The organism is Alkalihalobacillus pseudalcaliphilus (assembly GCF_028610675.1).
In the GTDB taxonomy this organism is placed as follows: Bacteria; Bacillota; Bacilli; order Bacillales; family Bacillaceae_D; genus Alkalihalobacillus; species Alkalihalobacillus pseudalcaliphilus.
This window is the reverse complement of the sequence record NZ_JAQQWS010000001.1, coordinates 725,389-743,851: the sequence shown is the minus strand read 5'-3', so window position 1 is coordinate 743,851 and position 18,463 is coordinate 725,389. Positions and strand designations below refer to the sequence as shown.

Sequence of the window (18,463 nt, the reverse complement as noted above, 5' to 3'; positions counted from 1 at the left end):
AATAAGAATAAAAAAACAAAGTGAATCAAAAGCGATCGAATAAAGAAGCTAAACCAAATTAAACGAACTGCCACCAGTTCAAGAGATTAATGTCTTTTATTCTGTTTGTTATTTCTTTTCATGAGCTTGGTTCACGTTTGGGCACACTCTAAATCTTTAGTTTGATGTTTTTATGTAAGAAAATGATTCTTTCTATTTCTTCAAAACCATTTTTCTTATAAAATTCTTCGGCCGGTATGCCTCTATCTGTGAGAAGTGTCATGTTGTTAATATGATTGTTATGAAGTTCTTTTGTTAGATAATTCAACATGGCTTTACCAATGCCTCTATTTTGATATTTTGTTTTTACACACATTTCATTGATGAAAAATTCATCTCCGCTCCACCATGCTTTATTTACGCCAAATATAAAGCCAAGAATTTCCTCGTTTTCTACCGCTAAAACCCCTATAAAACCAGGTGTCTGGTAAAAGCTCACTAAATATTTTTGAGCCTGAGCAAATGTCCATTCATCATTCCAAGGCTCATCATTAAATACTTCAATAAATGTTTCCGTACATTTGATTACATCACTTTTTGCTATTCGTTTAAATTCCAAGCTGAATTCTCCTTTTTGTTATATGTATGTTTCAAATGTATTAACCGTTTTATTTATATGGACGAAAACGGCCACATGCTCCATGGGAACAAGTGCAGAGCAGCAGCCCACTTGTTCAGTAAAAAAAGAGGGAGTAGTCACTTATCAGTTTTTTGGTTCATTAAAAGCATCTCACACAATCCATTTTGTGTAAATAACGTAAAAGGTAATGAACATAAAAAAGTTTCCTGAGATTTACAGAGCACATCTTTTATTTTAGAAGGATGTCTTATTTTTTTGGCGAATTATTATAGAAAGGTGTTTAATTTGCCTTAAAAAAGTGAATAGTTTATAGAGTGTTTTAAATAAGGAAGGAGTTTTTAACAATGGCAGATATCATTTTAACAGCAAAAGCAAAAGCAGTAGGTGGACGTGAAGGACACGTTAAATCGGATACAGGTGTTATCGATTTGCCTTTAAAGATGCCTAAAAATGGGGAGACTGTTTCGGATGCGACAAATCCTGAGCAATTATTCGCAGCGGGATATGCAGCTTGCTTTGATGGCGCTTTAAACCTAATGGCAAGTAAAGCGAAAAAAGAAATCGAATCTGAAATTGAAGCAGAGGTTAGCCTTGTTAAAGATGAAATCGACAGCGGATTTAAGTTAGCTGTTACTTTACATGCGACGCTTCAAGGTGTTTCTAATGATGAGGCAACAGAGTTAGTGCACAAAGCTCACGAATTCTGCCCGTATTCAAAAGCAACTCGAGATAATGTTGAAGTTACATTAAAAGTTTATACAAAATAAAGACGTGTACAAGCCAGTGGAGAGTTAGTAGTTATTGGCTATGATAATAATAAAATACCCCCGAATGAAATAGGAGTTCTATTTCTTTTGGGGGTGTTTTTTTATGTCTTAGCACTTCGTGTCATACGAAACTCTAATTCCCTACCTAATTTGATCGTAATAACGGAATGTATGTGTCCTAATTATTAGGAGTTCGCTTCTATCGTTGTTGCTACTTTAACAATTATGACTTCACTACTAAGCATGGGTGAGTCGCTTTTTTCTTTCTTCTCATCTGATTTTGGTTTGGCGTGAGCTTGTTTAAAAGCATCGCTTGTTTTCCACGCTTCAAAGTCAGTTAATTCTTCCCAATACATGTTGACACTAAGCTCATCATGCTCTTCTATATTTTCTCTAATCGTAGTTTCTACTTTAATAAAACCTTTCATATCTTGAAGCGGGCCTGGCTTTGTGAAGTTAGGAGCTAGCTTTTCTGCAAATCCTTTTTTCATTTTAATTCGATTCGTTACAATATACATGCTGTTATACCTCCTTAATGTCTCATTAAAATCATTCTATCAAAATCAAAGATAAAAAAGCGAACAATTGATATTTTTATTGAGTAAAGCGATAGTTTTACATAGAAGTCAATAAAGAAACAAATACCAATCAGATTCAAGTGTTTTGTATGAAAGTTATGCTAATGATTAGGTGCGGAGTTCTATTTGCCGCTACCGAAAATTATGCTCCGCGTCCTGCGGGGTGGCGCTGAACGAACTGGCACAGTCATCACTCTTTACCTGTTGGCACTTCATTCAATTAGTTTTTTTCTAAATGAATGGTGTTAGATTGTGTTGTGAACTTGAGAATTTGCAGAAACCTAGCGGAGCATGATTTTCTTTAGCGGTGAGCAAAGCTCCGCACATGAGCATCAGCATCAACTTTCATATAAAATACAAACCCCTCAAAATATCGTATAGGAAACTGCTTAACTGGAAAAACTAGATGGGAGTTACTATGACTAATTACATGAGCCTAAATCAGGAAGATGAATGGGAGGACCACTATGAAAACATTAAAAACATTACTTATTTTTACGATGTTATTTAGCTTCATTCACGCACCATTAACCTTTGCAAAGGAAGAAGAATCAGCAGTGAAATTGGCAGAGAAGTCATCTTCAGCCATTGTCATCGAACGCGATACGGGGCAAGTTTTATTTGAGAAAAATAGCCAAGAAAAGTTGCCGCCAGCCAGTATGACAAAAATCATGACCATGCTACTTATTATGGAACAAATAGACAAAGGGGCCCTTAAATACGAAGATTTAGTTCGAACGAGTGAAAACGCTGCTTCAATGGGTGGTTCACAAGTATTTTTAGAGCCAGGAGAAGAAATGACGGTTACTGATATGTTAAAAGCGATCGCTGTGGCATCGGGTAATGACGCATCTGTTGCAATGGCTGAGCATATCGCGGGAACCGAAGATGAGTTTGTAAAAATGATGAATGAAAAGGCAAATGAATTAGGATTAATTAATACAAATTTTATTAATTCTAACGGATTACCAGCTGCTAACCATTACACGACGGCTCATGATTTAGCCATAATCTCCAAAGAGTTACTTAAATATGAGGATATTACAAATTTCACGAGTATTTATGAAGATTATTTACGTAAAGGTACGGATAAGGAATTTTGGTTAGTTAATACAAATAAGCTCGTCAAATTTTATCCAGGAGTAGATGGCCTTAAAACAGGCTTTACTCGTGAGGCGATGTATTGTTTGACAGCAACCGCTGAAAAAAATGGGATGAGAGTGATTACGATCATAATGGGGGCACCAACACCAAAAGATCGAAATGCACAAATTACTGAAATGTTAGACTATTCATTTAGTCAATATATGACACATCCAATGTATGAAAGAGAATATATCATTAAAGAAATCCCAATAAAGAAAGGTTCTAAAAAAACAATTCCTGTCTTAACGAGTGAGTCGGTTTCTTTATTAACAAAAAAAGGTGAGTCTGTTGATGACGTCACGGAAAGAATCGAATGGCAAGAAGAATTACGAGCGCCGATCAAAAAAGGTGATGTTGTGGGGTTATTAATTTTGGAGAAGGACGGCAAGGTTTTAAGTGAGTCTAACCTTGTGTCAGGAGAAGATGTCGATAGTGCCTCTTGGTGGCAATTATTTAAACGAGTTTTATCGAATTTCGCAGGAAACTAACTATTTTGCACTAGTTTTTTCGAAATGAATCTAGTTTTGTCAGACGAGAAGGGATATAAAGCGAAAAAGACGAACTACTCTCTAGTAAATAAAAGTTAAGGAAAAGGGAGATGGTCAGATGAGTTTAGTCATTGATTTAGAACATAAAGATCATGTTCTACTCATTCGTCTTGAAGGAGAATTGGATCACCATACAGCTGAGTTATTACGCACAAAAGTGGAGGACAAGCTTAAACAAACAAATATTAAACATATTGTATTAAGTCTAAAGCAATTAACATTTATGGACAGCTCTGGACTTGGCGTTATCTTAGGCAGATATAAGCAAATAAAAAGTCTTGGTGGCGAAATGGTCGTTTGTGCGATTTCACCATCTGTTAAACGCTTATTCGAAATGTCTGGTTTGTTTAAAATCATTCGCTTAGAAGAAAATGAGCAATTTGCACTTGAAACTTTGGGGGTGGCGTAAGTGGCTAGAAATGAAATGGAGATTCGATTTTCCGCTCGTAGTGAAAACGAAGCATTTGCACGCGTGACGGTGGGTGCCTTTATCGCTCAACTGGATCCAACCATGGATGAGATGACAGAATTAAAAACGGTCGTTTCCGAGGCAGTCACCAATTCTATTATTCATGGCTATGATAATAATCCAGATGGTATGGTTTATATTCACGCCATTATTGATGACCAAACAATTGAATTAACGATTCGTGATGAAGGTATGGGTATCACGGATATTGAAGAGGCGAAACAGCCACTTTATACAACGAAGCCTGAGTTGGAGCGCTCAGGAATGGGTTTTACGATTATGGAAAATTTTATGGATGAAATGAAAATTAACTCTGAGCCGATGATTGGAACCTCGATTTATTTAAAAAAGCACCTTACTAAAAGTAAAGCAATTTTTAATTAAAGAGGCCAGGATATGGATGTAGATGTGAAGCAAACAAAAAAGAAGGCTCAATTGTCGGATAAGGAAGTAAAAGAGTTAATTGAAAGAAGTCAAGCTGGAGATCAAGAAGCAAGGGATACGATTGTTAATCGGAACACTCGGTTAGTTTGGTCGGTCGTACAACGGTTTATGAATAGAGGATACGACGCTGATGACTTATTTCAAATTGGTTGCATTGGATTAATTAAATCGGTTGATAAGTTTGATTTATCTTATGATGTTAAATTTTCTACCTATGCGGTTCCTATGATTATTGGTGAGATTCAACGCTTCTTACGAGACGACGGTACAGTTAAAGTAAGTCGCTCGATTAAAGAGCTAGGCAACAAGATTCGTAAGGTGAAGGATGATTTAACAAAAAATTTAGGTCGAGTACCAACCGTCAATGAAATTGCCGAACATCTAGAGATTCCACCTGAGGAAGTGGTATTTGCTGGTGAAGCCAGTAAATCATTAACATCTATACATGAAACGGTTTATGAAAATGACGGCGACCCGATAACGTTGTTAGATCAAATCGCTGATCAATCAGAAACCCGCTGGTTCGATAAAATAGCTCTTAAAGAAGCGATTCGAGATTTAGATGAAAGAGAGAGATTAATCGTATACTTACGTTATTATAAGGATCAAACCCAATCAGAGGTTGCCGAACGTTTAGGTATATCACAAGTGCAAGTATCTCGATTAGAAAAAAAGATTCTCGAACAGATGAAAGTGGTCATGAGTGAAGAAGCTGAAGGAATATAAATAGAAGGAAAAGCCATTTACTTTGTTGAAATGAACATAGATAAATGGCTTTTTCTTATGTAACGAGAACATAAACTAACCTCCCGAACGTGTCAGTTATTATAAGGAAGAAGGTGAGTAATAAAGGTGAGTAATATAAATGCTAATCTAATAATGTGCAAAAACGATTAAATAACAAAAAGCGGAAGAAAGCCCGAGCAAACGGAGAATCTCGGGGTTGCGAGCGAAAAAAGGAGTAGCAAGCCCGAGCAAACACGGAATCTCGGGGTTGCGAGCGAAAAAAGGAGTAGCAAGCCCGAGCAAACACGGAATCTCGGGGTTGTGAGCGAAAAAAGGAGTAGCAAGCCCGAGCAAACACGGAATCTCGGGGTTGCGTGCTGAAAAAGGAGTAGCAGCCCCGAGCAAACAAGGAATCTCGGGGTTGCGAGCGAAAAAAGGAGTAGCAAGCCCGAGCAAACGCTGAATCTCGGGGTTGCGGGCTGAAAAAGGAGTAGCAAGCCCGAGCAAACAAGGAATCTCGGGGTTGCGTGCTGAAAAAGCGGCATGATGTCACAATGAGCTCTTGAAATTAAGAATTAGTCGTACCCTAGCGAAGCATAATTTTCGGTAGCGACGAGTAACGCTCCATGTTCGCACTAACTTTCATACAAAAACCCACATGGCGAAGCCCCATTCACTTCGCCACCAACAAAGATGAAAGTAGTGGCGACTGTTCAAACTGTTGGCACGTATACAACTCGATCACCATCAGGAGTCGGCCTGAACAAACAGAGAGCACTTTCCTGCTAAGGTCATTTATCTCGAGATGGATGACGAGCTAACTTCAGGGCACAAACTATCGCCCATAAGTAACTTTTATATAAAACTTATGAAACCTAAAGCTGCTATTATACGTAAGCATAAGGGTGGGTTGAATCAAAACAAAGGAGGAAATAAAGAATGGTTGCAATTCTAAAGGTCGAAGGACTAGGAAAATCATTTAAGGATAAAAAAGTCATTGAAGACATCGGCTTTGAAGTCCAAAAGGGTGAAATTATGGCAATCCTAGGACCTAACGGGGCAGGAAAGTCAACATCTATTCGTAGCATATTAGGGATCATGTATACAGAAGAAGGGAAGATTTTGTACGAAGGGAAAGAAGTACGCCATGTCCCAAGAGAAAAAATAGGCTACTTACCTGAAGAAAGAGGACTCTATAAAAGTGTCAAAGTCATTGATTTATTATTATATTTTGCCGATTTAAAAGATTATCCATTACATAAGGCGAAAACAAGAGCGTTAGAGTTGTTGGAGAAATTAGGATTAGAAGGCAAAGATAAAAGTTCTATTGAAGAACTATCAAAAGGAATGGCACAAAAAGTACAATTTATCGCTTCGATTATTCATGAGCCAGAGCTCTTAATTTTGGATGAACCATTTTCAGGGTTAGATCCTGTCAGCCAAGATCTATTTAAGAAGGAAATAAAAGCACTAGCTGATCAAGGAACAGCGATCCTATTATCCTCACATCAAATGAATATCGTTGAAGAGTTGTGTGACCGCTTATTTATGATCAATAAAGGCCGCAAAGTCATCTATGGAACATTAGATGATGTGAAAAGGAAATTTGCTAACTTTAAATGTACGATTCAAGGTGTGAACGAAAAGAATGCTCTAGAAAAAATAGCTCATGTTGTAAGAGTGGAGCAAACAGGTGATAGGGCAACTCTCTTTTTAGAAAACGATGTCGATGTGAATAAATGGATTCGACTAATACCTTCTGAATTAGATATACAGGAACTAAAAATTGATCGAATTTCCTTACACGAAATCTTTATTGATATTGCTTCTGATCGTCTTAAAGGAGGGTATGTATATGAAAAATAGTATGAAAGTAGCTAAATGGGAAATAAAACGTAACTTACGAAATAAATCATTTATCATTTCCATATTATCAACACCGCTTTTATTTATATTATTTTTCTCCATTCCGATGTTATTTAATTCAGGTGGTGAAACCGACCAAAATTCTTTAACTTTATATGTGGAGGATCCACTAGAGGTGTGGTCAACAATTGACTCTACAGGTTTAGCAGATTCATTAGATTGGGATGTAGAATTAACGACAGAGACGCCGTCGGCCGCTTTTTTAGATGATAAGGAAAATAGCGTTATGGTCTCATTTCAAGAAGAACATATAAGGTCCGGTCAAATTCCAACATATCTGAGTGAGGATTTATCAGAAACTGATCTACACCAGCTTCAAGCGATACAGCCGTTTGTCAAACAAGCACAGTTAGAATTGTTTGGGTTCGAAAATGATGAAATTGAAATAGCGAGTATGCCTGTGTCATTTATCGCACAAGCTGAGTCGGAAACAGATCAGGCTGAAGAAGCAGGAGGGGCTTTCTCCTTTTTAGAAAGGCTTGTTCCCGGAATATTTGCGGGTGTTATTCTATTTTCAGTTGTGATTACTGGCATGATGATATTTACAAGTGCCTCACAAGAGAAGAAAGAAAAAGTGTCTGAAATGATTTTGTCATCAATCACACCCCATGAGCTCATGCAAGGTAAAATTATTGGATACTTTGTATTAGGTGTCATACAGGTTGCGAGTTGGATAGCGATTATTCTGCCATTCTTAACATGGTATGTTGACTTTCCATTATTGAGCTATTTATTTGTTCCAGAATTACTTGTACTTGTATTAATCGCTGTTGCAGGTTATTTATTATTTGCTGCTATATTTGTTGGGATAGGAGCAACGGTAGATGAAGTAAGCTCAACTAGCAACTTTCAAGGGATTATTTTTATGATACCATGGTTACCGTTCATTTTATTAGGTCCAATTCTTTCTGATCCTGAAGGGTTAATCGCCCAAATTGGAAGTTATTTTCCGCTAACCGCCCCGGGTGTCTTGATTATACGTTTATCGATGCTTGAAGAGTGGCCGTGGATTGAAGTGATTATTTCAATGCTAATCCTTTTTGTAACGATTTGGTTATTCATCAAATTAGCTGGAAAAGTATTTAAGACAGGAATTCTTATGTATGGTAAAAATGCTACACCAAAAGAAATACTCAAGTGGATGCGAGAAAGTTAATAAGAATTTTCTAGCTTGTCAGTGCTTCAGAAAAATGTGAAGCCTTGGCAAGCTTTTTTTGTGCCATTAATCTGTGGAAATCAATTCTATTCCGAATGAAAATATGACCTTGTCACATACTATCAAAGTCGAGAGTAGTACGGAAAATACGGAGGTTAGAGAAGCGATGGCTGAACAAGATTTGAAAAAAGTCAATCAATATCATAAAAATATCGAGCTATATCAGCCTAAGCGTGGCTTTTTTAATCGAGGTATCAAAGCGTTTGTTGTGGGCGGTATATTATGTGTTTTTGGTCAATGGCTTAGTAATCTATACCTCCTCTTTTTGGACATTAATGAAATAGAGGCAAGGGCATTAATGATGTCAACTTTTATCCTTTTAACAGCGATAATCACAGGAATTGGTTGGTTTGATAAAATCGCACAATTTGCTGGAGCCGGTACGTTAATTCCTGTTACCGGTTTTATGAATGCGATGACCAGTGCAGCATTAGAATATAAAAGTGAAGGGCTTGTCTATGGTATTGGAGCTCATATGTTCAAATTAACCGGAGCCATTATTGCAATTGGGGTTTTGTCTTCTTATTTGGTAGGGCTTGTTCGTTTAATAATACACTACATTATTCATTAGTTAGAAGGGGTATGGTCGGTCATGAAAACGTGGACGTTTCAAAATGGGATTTATGTAGAATCAAGCGGCACCGTTGCTGGTCCAAAAGAAGCGGCAGGCCCTCTTTCGGAATCATTTGACCAAACCTATCAAGATTTATATTGTGGCGAAGAGTCTTGGGAGCTAGCAGAAAGAAAGCTCATGGAAGATGCAATTACACATGCGTTAAAAAAAGCAAATAGGAAACAAGAAGACATTGATATTTTCATTGCTGGAGATTTACTTAATCAGATGATTACTTCTAACTATAATGCAAGAAAATTAGCTATCCCTTATCTGGGGGTTTTTTCAGCATGTGCAACTGTAATGGAGGCGGTGGCGATTGGAGCAATGATGATTGATGGTGGCTTTGCCCATTCAATTTTACTAGCTACGAGTAGTCATCATGCTGCTAGTGAGAGACAATTTCGCTATCCAAATGAATTTGGCTATCAAAGGCAGGAAACGGCCTCATACACAGTTACTGGAGCAGGAGCATGTATATTGAGTCAGAAAAAGACGAACATAAAAATTTCAGCAGCAACGATTGGTGCAGTCGTCGATTATGATATGAAAAACCCGTTTCAGTTTGGAGCGACGATGGCCCCAGCAGCGGCTGCAACGATTAAAAGTCACTTAGACAATACGAAAACGTCTGTTGGAGATTATGATTGTATTTTGACGGGTGATTTGGCACGTGTAGGATCTGGGATTTTGCATAAGCTATTGGAAGAAGAGGAAATAAAGCTTTCACATACGTATGATGATTGTGGCACGATGATTTATTATACCGATCAAGCCGTCAATGCAGGTGGAAGTGGAGCAGCATGTTGTGCTGTCGTAACGTTTGGTCATGTATTTAAATTGATGAGGAAAGGTGTATTTAAAAAAGTTCTCGTTGTTGCAACGGGCTCTTTATTAAACCCTTTTATGATTTATCAAAAGCAGTCGATTCCGACGATTGCCCATGCGGTTGCCTTTGAAAGAGAGGACATGTAATGGAATATCTCGCAGCTTTTATAGTTGGTGGTGTGATTTGTTTCTTAGGACAAGCTTTACTGGATCTCGTTCGCTTATCACCGATTCATACATTATGTGTATTAGTAACACTTGGTGCCATGTTAGATGGATTTCATCTTTATGACCGAATTATTGATTTTGGCGGGGCAGGGGCTATTTTACCGATAACTAGTTTTGGGCATTCTTTCGTTCATGGAGCGATGCAAGAGGGTGGCAGAGAAGGGTTTATTGGAATAGGTATGGGGATGTTTGAGGTTACATCTGGTGGTCTCTCTTCTGCTATCTTATTTAGTTTTTTAGCTGCTATATTTTTTAAGGCGAGGGGGTAATGGTGTTTGGAGCAAAAGCAAGTAATTGTAGTTACCGATGGGGACGCGGCTGCATTAAAAACGATTCAATATGTAGCCAATAAAATAGGTGGACTTTGTATAGCTCAATCCGCAGGAAATCCAACGCATTTAACAGGGCAAGAATTAATTGAATTAATCTTACAAGCAGATAAAAACCCAGTTTTTGTCATGTTTGATGATTGTGGCTCAAGATATGAGGGGCTTGGTGAACATGCGATGAGGATTGTGTACGATGAGCCTATGATCCAAGTCATTGGAGCAATTGCTGTAGCATCTGCGACACATAGTAAGGAGTGGGCCAAAGTTGATATTTCTATAGACCGTTTTGGCCATTTAACCGAGTATGGAGTCGATAAAAATGGTTTCCCAGACTTAGAAATTGGCAGAATTAACGGAGATACTTTATATATTCTTGATGAATTTGAGATACCAGTAGTCGTAGGCATTGGTGATATAGGTAAAATGGGAGGTTTTGATGATGTGAAAAAAGGTGCCCCGATCACAATGCAAGCAGTACAAATTATTTTAGAAAGGAGTGGTAACCTTGACAAAAAAAAGAGATTATAAGGATGAACCGCTATTTTATAAGAGCTATCGAGACAATATTGCCTATCTAGAAGAACGGCTAAAGCTAGATATTTCTTTCGATATCGGTGTTCGTGAGTTAGAAATCCTAGATCATCGGATTGGGATTTATTATGTAACAGGTCTTACTGATAACTTATATATCATTGAGATTATGAAAGAATTAATGGATCTAGGCGCTAGGAACCGAAAATCTTCAGATGTATTTGGTGCTATAAAAAACCATCTCACACATGTCCAAGTCGAAGAGACGAGAGAAGTCAATAATGCGATTAAACAAATGCTTTCGGGATTAATATTTATTATCGTTGAAGGATATGATCAAGCATTTATTATCGATGTTCGTCAATATCCTGGGCGTGGACCTGAGGAACCAGACACAGAACGTGTCGTTCGTGGTGCACGTGATGGTTTTACTGAAAATATCATCATGAATACGGCCTTAGTGCGAAGAAGGATTCGAGATGAGCGTTTACGACATGAAATTACTCAAGTCGGCGTACGCTCTAAAACAGATATTTGTATTTCTTATATAGATGGTATTGCCGATCCTGACCTAGTTGATATTATTAGAAAAGAGTTAGATTCGATTGAAATAGACGGACTAACGATGGCCGATAAGGTGATTGAAGAGTACATTGTTAAACAAGGTTATGATCCATTTCCTCTTGTTCGTTATACGGAGAGGCCAGATGTAGCGGCAACCCATTTATTAGAAGGTCATGTTGTGATTATGGTTGATACATCTCCAAGTGTCATTATTACACCGACCACTTTCTTTCATCACATACAGCATGCGGAGGAATATAGGCAAGCACCTGCAGTCGGATCATTTTTACGCTGGGTACGAACAATCGGAATTGCAACGTCTTTATTTATCATTCCTTTTTGGTTGTTGCTCGTTATTGAACCTACTTTATTACCTGCAGCTCTAGATTTCATTGGTCCTGAGGAGACGAATAATATCCCGATTCTTTTACAAATCTTATTTGCTGAATTTGGGATTGAGCTACTGAGGATGGCGGCTGTTCATACACCTTCACCATTAGCCACAGCCCTTGGCTTGGTCGCAGCTTTATTAATAGGTGAAATGGCGATTGAGGTAGGTTATTTTACAACAGAAGTTATCTTGTATGTCGCTTTAGGTGCTATTGGTATGTTTGCTACACCTAGTCATGAACTAGGGGTGGCTTTGCGAATCATTCGAATTGCCCTTGTCTTATTAGTTGGGATATTTAAAGTTCCTGGTTTTGTTGTGGGAACGTTAATACTAATCTTCTGTTTGACGGCAATAAAACCATTTAACAAGCCTTATTTTTGGCCATTTATTCCTTTTGACCCACCGGCATTATGGCAAATCTTAATTAGAGCCAATGTTCCATCGATGCGTTGGCGTCCAAGTATTGTAAATCCACAGGATCCTGTTAAACAGGATTTAAAAAATGAATAGTCTACATATATGAGGCATGTTGGTGTTGCGAACGGCGTATGATTATGGTAAAGTTAGAGCAACAATTTCATGAACCTCATGTAAAAGTGGGGTAGAGGCGCAGGAAGAATCAGTATACTTATGGAGCGGGTGGAACGCATAGATATGAGTAGAAAGGTCGACTTGCCGAAGCCTACATATGTACCACATTATGTAGAGCTGGGGTGTTATTGAAGAAATAACGCACTGTCACTGAGGAATCAGTGGAGGACTATTCATTTTTTAGTGGGGTTACGTCGGCGAACAGCTAGGTAACACTAGCTGTTTTTTCTTTTACCTTTTAACAGAAATGAACAATCCAGTCGTGATGTGTTGATTATATAGAGAGAACAAATGAGGGAGAGATATTATGTATATACATGGAACTAGTCATATTAATCAGTTTGGACACTTAGAAATCGGAGGAGTAGATACGGTTCAACTTGCCAAACAATTTGGAACACCACTTTTTATTTATGATGTATCTCTTATTCGAGAGCGAGCAGCTGCTTTCCAACAAGCCTTTATTGATGAAGGGATACCTTACCAAGTGGCTTATGCAAGTAAAGCGTTTAGTTGCCTCGCGATGTTTCAATTAGCGGATGAGCTTGGACTAAGCCTTGATGTTGTTTCTGGTGGAGAACTATTTACGGCGATACAAGCAGGTGTACCAATGGAGAAGGTTCACTTCCATGGCAATAATAAGAGTATAGCTGAATTAGAAATGGCGGTAGACGCTGGGATTGGTTGTGTGGTCGTTGATAATTTCTATGAGCTTGATCAGTTATCGCGTATTAGTTGGGAGAAAGGGAAGTTGATGAAAATCTTGCTCCGGATTACTCCAGGGATTGAAGCACATACTCATGAATATATTTCTACAGGTCAAGAGGATTCGAAGTTTGGATTTGATATTGAAAGTGGGCAAGCAACGGAAGCAGTGAAACGAGCATTAAAGGCAGAATACATTGAATTATTAGGCGTTCATAGTCATATTGGGTCACAAATTTTTGAATCGGCTGGTTTTGTTATGGCTGTAGAGAAGGTTTATCGCTCTCTTGAGCAATGGCGGGATGAGCTTGGTTTTGAGTCTTCCGTCTTGAATTTAGGTGGCGGTTTTGGTATCCGTTATACAGAAGAGGACCAACCTTTACCGGTCGGAAATTATGTACGTGAAATGATTGCGATCGTGAAACAAAAATCGGCCGAATTAGGAATGAATATTCCTGAAATTTGGATTGAGCCAGGTCGTTCATTAGTCGGCGATGCTGGAACGACGTTATATTCTATCGGTTCTTCAAAAGAATTACCTGCTATTCGTAATTATTTATCTGTTGATGGTGGAATGAGCGATAATCTGCGACCGGCATTATATCAAGCCAAATACGAAGCGGTGCTCGCCAATCGTGTCAATGATCGAGCAGAAGAAGTATATTCGATTGCGGGAAAGTGCTGTGAAAGTGGCGATATGTTAATTTGGGATTTACCGTTACCGAAAGCCAACCATGAAGATATTTTAGCTGTATTTTGTACGGGTGCTTATGGTTATTCAATGGCGAATAATTATAATCGTATTCCAAGACCTGCCGTTGTTTTTGTTGAAAACTCAGAAGCTCACATCGTGATTGAGCGTGAAAGTTACGCTGACTTAGTTCGGTTAGATCGTCCGCTTGCGAAGGTTGTTAATCATTTATAAATCTCAAGTTCATTAGCCGTATAAAGCTCATGATATAAACACTCAATTAGAGTGATAAAACCAATGAAATGCCAAGAAATGAAAGATACATGGAGCAGAAAACGCTTGGAGTTGACCAGGCGTTTTTTTGTTATGTGAGATTATTCTGGAATTATCTATCCATATAAGGTGAGAAGAACCAAATATTCATAATAAATGTCCACGAATCACTCTAAAAGCATGATTATACAATCTATTAAATGGGAATGGTGTTGTAAAGATTTTCTTATTGGTAGGTGATAACATGAAGTCAAAATATGTATGGGTTTTTGCTCTCGCTTCGCTGGGGGGGTTAATAGGTATTGTCATTTCTAGGTTAGTTTTTCAATAAATATGCTTCTTATCATTACCGTAATAATAAATACCTAACGTTGATGACTTTAAACATAATAATAAAAAGATTAGGTTATTATGGGGTATTAAATATACTTGATTTTTATAAGGTGTCATTCTTTTCTTTTTTATTAAAGGAGCAAAAGAGTGCAAACAGAAAATTGCATTGACTTATTTCAGAAAATTACATATAATTTAAAAAACTAAAAAGCGATGATGAGAAGAGTACTTGTGCACAAGCATAACAGAGAACTCCAGATAGTGGGAATGGAGGATGTAATGGCATAAGGAAACAAGCCTCTGAGCTGTACAAAGGATCTTTTATTGCAAAGTGATGGTGTACCGGGTTCTCCCGTTATAGAGATTAGTATAACCATGTTTACATGACGTACTTGAAAAGGTTATTGTAGCGATACAATAACTAACTGGGGTGGCACCGCGAACTTTTAACAATCAGAAGTCTCGTCCCCAAGGATTAAAACCTTGGGGGGTGAGACTTTTTTCTATGTTCAAAGATATCGTTGGAGTAGTGCTCGTTGAATGAAAGAGCTACTTTCTTTTGCTTGAGGGTATAATCCATTCATTTAAACTCCTTAAGGCTTATCCACAAAAATTGATGTAGAGGTGAATATTCATGAAGCAGATAACAATTAAAAATCTAACGATGAACAATATATACAAGTGTTTGGATTTAAAGTTAGCGGCTGATCAAGTTAAACGAGTTGCTCCGAATGTTTATTCGATTGCAGAATCAAAGGTAAATCCTCTTTTAACACCTTATGTTATTCATTTGGATGATGAAGTTATAGGTTTTGTTATGACGGAATGTGATCCAAATGAGATCGAAGAGAGGAGGTATTGGATCCCTAGATTTATGATTGATGTCTCTTATCAAAGAAAGGGTTACGGTAAAGAGGCCATGCAACAAGTCATAGATATTTTGAAAATGAATGATGAGTGTAACTACATCGGTCTTTCAACAGAGCCAGATAATGATTCTGCCATTCATTTCTATGAGTCACTTGGATTCGTCAATACAGGAGAATTATTAGAAGGAAAAGAAGTTATTTTGAAACTAACAGTTAGACGCTAATGAGTTGTTAATGACTTAGGGCAATAGTATGTGCTTTGAAGTTAGCTGGTCATCTATCTTGCGATATCTGACCTTAACACAGATCCCTGCTTGTTCGTGCGACTTCTGCTGGTGATAGAGTAGTATAAGTGCCAATTGTTTAAGAAGTCACCATTATTTTTTCTTTGATGGTGGCGAAGTGAACGTGCTTCGCCATCTAGGTTTTGAATGTAAGTAAGAGCTGCAAGTGTTTGTTTATAATTTCAATCGGTCAAACGGTGGAGGGATTATTTTGTTAGATAAATTAAAGAAATTTATCGATTTACCCGTAAAAAGCTTAAACGCTGAGGATGAACGATTGACATCGGTGTTAGTTGATGAAAAAACAAATGAAGAAGTAGGAAGTTATAAGGTTAATAGTGGCGGAGAACTTGTTCATTTTTATTTTCACAGACATCGTAAGGGTGATAAAAATCCTCTCACCATGGATCGATGCGTGGAGAAGGCGAAGACATTTATTAAAGCGTTTTATCCACACCAAAACTTAGCTGCACCAACATCTGTACAAGAGATTGAGGGTCATTTCCTATTACAATTTCAAGATAAAGATGAACAATATGGACTTTCTTTACCTGAGTCTGGTTTCAGTATTTCTGTTAATCAATATGGTTGTATTCCTTATTTTTATAAGGCAGAAGAAGAATATGAGGTCAATTATGTAAATATCATAACTTCACCGCAAGAGGCACTTGGCCAGTTTATTGATGAATTGGATTTTGAACTAAGGTATGAAAAATTTTCAAGAGCTTTGTTTAAAAATGGTGACAACCGTTATCATTTAGCCTACTGTGTTACAGGCCATGTTATGGAAATACCGGTTGATGGCACAGACCCTGGAAAGTCGTTTTCAGATCTTTCACTTGAGAAGGACGTACAATGGGAAGCTACAACAAATCAATCTATTTATGAGTTAGTGGGAATCAACGAACAATATGAATGTTTAGACCGGTTCGTAAATAATGGAAAAAGACTAGAAATCTGGTCGAAAAACCGTCATAAAGTAGAGGCGTTTACTACTACCATGGATGATGCTGAACCTCATATAGTGAAGCTTTGCTTTGAACAATCTTCGAATCGCCTTATTCAAGTGCTTCGTTATGAACATGATGAAAAAAGGAAAGAGAATATGAGTCAGGAACAAGCAAAAGAATTGGCGATTCAAGCTCTTTTAACCTTTGATCCGTCTGCACCCAATTATTTAAAAATGGCTCGAGTTGAGGAAGAGTATGAAGATGAGAATCCATTTGACGAAATGTATGATAAGGTGGAGGAACCAATCGAAGTAGATATTGAACCGACCTGGGAAGAATATGAGCTGATTGAAGAGGAAGCCGCTTATATGTTTATCTTCTATTTCTATCATCAAGATGTACGGGTTGAAGGTCATCAAGCAAGTATTTCAATCGGAAAAGAAACGGGTAGGGTTATGTACGCTGTGATCGATATACCTCATGAAAAAAATCTAAAGAATATCTCACAAGTCCCTAACATTAGCTTAAGTGAGGCGAAGGATATTTTTAAGGAACAGCTCGAAATGCTTTTATCATTTTCGTATCAATATGACCTAGAAGGGCAAAAGAATTATCAACTCTGTTATGTTCCCACTTTTAAACATATTTCTGGTCATATTCGAGCCATTGATGCAAAAACTGGTCAATACTTTTATGTGGAGGAAGAGAGTAGCTTGTTTTTTTAAAAACATCAATTTGACTGACCACATATAGCAACTAAAAAGCCTTGGAATCTCTCCAAGGCTTTCATCATTTTTACTCTTCCCAAACCTTCACTTCTTGCATAACGTCACCTTGCTTAATACGGTAAACAGAATCAAGACCTTCTACAACTTGTCCAAAAACGGTATGAACACCATCAAGGTGAGGTTGTGGCTCATGAACGATAAAGAACTGACTACCACCAGTATTTTTACCAGCGTGTGCCATTGACAGGGCACCAGCTACGTGCTTATGCGGGTTTCCAGCTGTTTCACAATCGATAGAATAACCAGGGCCACCTGTACCATTTCCAGTCGGACATCCACCTTGAGCAACAAAGCCAGGAATTACACGGTGGAATGTTAGGCCATTGTAATAGCCTTTATTTGCTAAATCTTCGAAGTTTTTCACTGTATTTGGTGCAGCATCTTCGTAGAAATCAATGACGAGTTTTTCGCCGTTTTCAAAAGTAATCGAACCTTTTTTCATAATATGTATACCTCCAATATTTAGATTCACCTTATTGTACACGATTCTTATCGTAAAGGGAAACAATCTAAATAGATTCTGAAGAGCTTGTGATTTATTTGTATATATAAAATTTTCTATTTCTTCTATAATGATATAAATGACAAGGAGGATGAGCCAATTTGAAAGTAATCAAATGGTCGTTGATTTTACTAATTGTCTTCGTTTCTCTTTTTTATGTGTTTGATTTTATAAGGTATAGTTGGTTTGATATGAAAAGACAAGTAGTTGAGGTAGCAGAAGAAACCATTTATTTAGCTGGTTTAAGAACATACAGAGATGCTGGTAATGTGATAGATAAGATCAAAATAACGGAAGAAACAAAGTTTACAGCAGTAGGGTTAGGCTCTTTTTTTATAGACGATAAAGAAGATTTAGTTCACGGTCATAAAGTAAGAGTCTGGTTATCGAGTGAAGCAGACGATACCGCAGAAAAAATAATCGTTTATAACATTTTACCTTTGTCATTGACCAAGCGATTAAAAATAAAATTCAAGATGTTTTATTTTAAGCTAGTTTAGCGTCCTTTTTGACGCTAAACATACCATATTTTTGCTAGGTTTAGGTTTTCCAGA

At 37.6% G+C, this 18,463-nt stretch carries 20 protein-coding genes, 1 riboswitch and 1 other annotated feature; of the genes, 16 read left to right on the top strand and 4 right to left on the bottom strand.

Going from position 1 to position 18,463, the window contains the following annotated elements:
* Positions 1-148: 148 nt before the first annotated feature.
* Complete coding sequence (locus tag PQ479_RS03590; protein ID WP_047988980.1) at positions 149-598, bottom strand: GNAT family N-acetyltransferase; 450 nt, start codon at positions 596-598, stop codon at positions 149-151.
* Positions 599-963: 365 nt separating this feature from the next.
* Between PQ479_RS03590 and PQ479_RS03585 the strand changes: the two genes are divergently transcribed.
* Positions 964-1,386, top strand: coding sequence for an organic hydroperoxide resistance protein (locus PQ479_RS03585; RefSeq protein WP_047988981.1), 423 nt, complete (start codon positions 964-966; stop codon positions 1,384-1,386).
* Between the two features lie 185 nt (positions 1,387-1,571).
* Here PQ479_RS03585 and PQ479_RS03580 read toward each other — a convergent pair whose 3' ends face one another.
* Complete coding sequence (locus PQ479_RS03580) at positions 1,572-1,904, bottom strand: heme oxygenase (RefSeq protein ID WP_047988982.1); 333 nt, start codon at positions 1,902-1,904, stop codon at positions 1,572-1,574.
* A gap of 527 nt (positions 1,905-2,431) precedes the next feature.
* Here PQ479_RS03580 and PQ479_RS03575 point away from each other — a divergent pair.
* From PQ479_RS03575 to sigF, 4 genes are all read left to right on the top strand, one after another.
* A complete protein-coding gene (locus PQ479_RS03575) occupies positions 2,432-3,598 on the top strand; it encodes a D-alanyl-D-alanine carboxypeptidase family protein (RefSeq protein ID WP_047988983.1) in 1,167 nt (388 codons plus the stop codon).
* 118 nt (positions 3,599-3,716) lie between these two features.
* A complete protein-coding gene (spoIIAA, locus tag PQ479_RS03570) occupies positions 3,717-4,067 on the top strand; it encodes an anti-sigma F factor antagonist (protein WP_047988984.1) in 351 nt (116 codons plus the stop codon).
* Positions 4,068-4,082: 15 nt separating this feature from the next.
* Positions 4,083-4,511 (top strand): anti-sigma F factor, encoded by a 429-nt coding sequence (gene spoIIAB / locus PQ479_RS03565; RefSeq protein ID WP_047989577.1) that lies wholly within the window; start codon positions 4,083-4,085, stop codon positions 4,509-4,511.
* Positions 4,512-4,523: 12 nt separating this feature from the next.
* Entirely contained in the window at positions 4,524-5,297 is a 774-nt protein-coding gene (sigF, locus tag PQ479_RS03560) for an RNA polymerase sporulation sigma factor SigF (protein ID WP_047988985.1), read from the top strand.
* Positions 5,298-5,444: 147 nt separating this feature from the next.
* Here the strand turns inward: sigF and PQ479_RS03555 are convergent, their stop codons facing one another.
* Entirely contained in the window at positions 5,445-5,804 is a 360-nt protein-coding gene (locus PQ479_RS03555) for a hypothetical protein (RefSeq protein WP_273716758.1), read from the bottom strand.
* Positions 5,805-6,236: 432 nt separating this feature from the next.
* Here PQ479_RS03555 and PQ479_RS03550 point away from each other — a divergent pair, with 432 nt between their 5' ends.
* The 10 genes from PQ479_RS03550 to PQ479_RS03505 all read left to right on the top strand — a co-directional run bounded on the left by PQ479_RS03550 (position 6,237) and on the right by PQ479_RS03505 (position 17,344).
* Entirely contained in the window at positions 6,237-7,163 is a 927-nt protein-coding gene (locus PQ479_RS03550; protein WP_047988986.1) for an ABC transporter ATP-binding protein, read from the top strand.
* Positions 7,153-8,379, top strand: coding sequence for an ABC transporter permease (locus PQ479_RS03545; RefSeq protein WP_047988987.1), 1,227 nt, complete (start codon positions 7,153-7,155; stop codon positions 8,377-8,379). Before PQ479_RS03550 ends, PQ479_RS03545 begins: the two co-directional genes overlap by 11 nt.
* A gap of 166 nt (positions 8,380-8,545) precedes the next feature.
* Positions 8,546-9,010 carry a stage V sporulation protein AC gene (gene spoVAC / locus PQ479_RS03540; RefSeq protein WP_047988988.1) on the top strand — a complete coding sequence of 155 codons (465 nt, stop codon included), beginning with the start codon at positions 8,546-8,548 and terminating at the stop codon, positions 9,008-9,010.
* 21 nt (positions 9,011-9,031) lie between these two features.
* The gene (spoVAD, locus tag PQ479_RS03535) at positions 9,032-10,027 is read left to right on the top strand and encodes a stage V sporulation protein AD (protein ID WP_047988989.1); all 996 of its coding nucleotides are present in this window, start codon (positions 9,032-9,034) and stop codon (positions 10,025-10,027) included.
* A complete protein-coding gene (gene spoVAE, locus PQ479_RS03530) occupies positions 10,027-10,377 on the top strand; it encodes a stage V sporulation protein AE (RefSeq protein WP_047988990.1) in 351 nt (116 codons plus the stop codon). The genes spoVAD and spoVAE overlap by 1 nt, the downstream gene beginning before the upstream one ends.
* Before the next feature lie 6 nt (positions 10,378-10,383).
* Positions 10,384-10,965: a stage V sporulation protein SpoVABEA gene (gene spoVAEA / locus PQ479_RS03525; protein WP_047988991.1), complete on the top strand. Its 582-nt coding sequence runs from the start codon at positions 10,384-10,386 to the stop codon at positions 10,963-10,965.
* The gene (locus PQ479_RS03520; protein ID WP_047988992.1) at positions 10,943-12,433 is read left to right on the top strand and encodes a spore germination protein; all 1,491 of its coding nucleotides are present in this window, start codon (positions 10,943-10,945) and stop codon (positions 12,431-12,433) included. The genes spoVAEA and PQ479_RS03520 overlap by 23 nt, the downstream gene beginning before the upstream one ends.
* Positions 12,434-12,517: 84 nt before the next feature.
* Positions 12,518-12,694: riboswitch (Lysine riboswitch) on the top strand.
* A 127-nt stretch (positions 12,695-12,821) separates the two neighbouring features.
* Positions 12,822-14,144, top strand: coding sequence for a diaminopimelate decarboxylase (gene lysA, locus PQ479_RS03515; RefSeq protein WP_047988993.1), 1,323 nt, complete (start codon positions 12,822-12,824; stop codon positions 14,142-14,144).
* Between the two features lie 576 nt (positions 14,145-14,720).
* Positions 14,721-14,989: a binding site (T-box leader), on the top strand.
* Between the two features lie 161 nt (positions 14,990-15,150).
* On the top strand, positions 15,151-15,609 hold the full coding sequence (locus PQ479_RS03510; protein WP_047988994.1) for a GNAT family N-acetyltransferase: 459 nt from the start codon (positions 15,151-15,153) through the stop codon (positions 15,607-15,609).
* Between the two features lie 271 nt (positions 15,610-15,880).
* Positions 15,881-17,344 carry a YcdB/YcdC domain-containing protein gene (locus PQ479_RS03505; protein WP_047988995.1) on the top strand — a complete coding sequence of 488 codons (1,464 nt, stop codon included), beginning with the start codon at positions 15,881-15,883 and terminating at the stop codon, positions 17,342-17,344.
* Between the two features lie 70 nt (positions 17,345-17,414).
* Here PQ479_RS03505 and PQ479_RS03500 read toward each other — a convergent pair whose 3' ends face one another.
* The gene (locus PQ479_RS03500) at positions 17,415-17,849 is read right to left on the bottom strand and encodes a peptidylprolyl isomerase (RefSeq protein WP_047988996.1); all 435 of its coding nucleotides are present in this window, start codon (positions 17,847-17,849) and stop codon (positions 17,415-17,417) included.
* Between the two features lie 161 nt (positions 17,850-18,010).
* Here PQ479_RS03500 and PQ479_RS03495 point away from each other — a divergent pair, with 161 nt between their 5' ends.
* Positions 18,011-18,409: a hypothetical protein gene (locus PQ479_RS03495; protein ID WP_047988997.1), complete on the top strand. Its 399-nt coding sequence runs from the start codon at positions 18,011-18,013 to the stop codon at positions 18,407-18,409.
* The last annotated feature ends 54 nt before the right edge of the window (positions 18,410-18,463 follow it).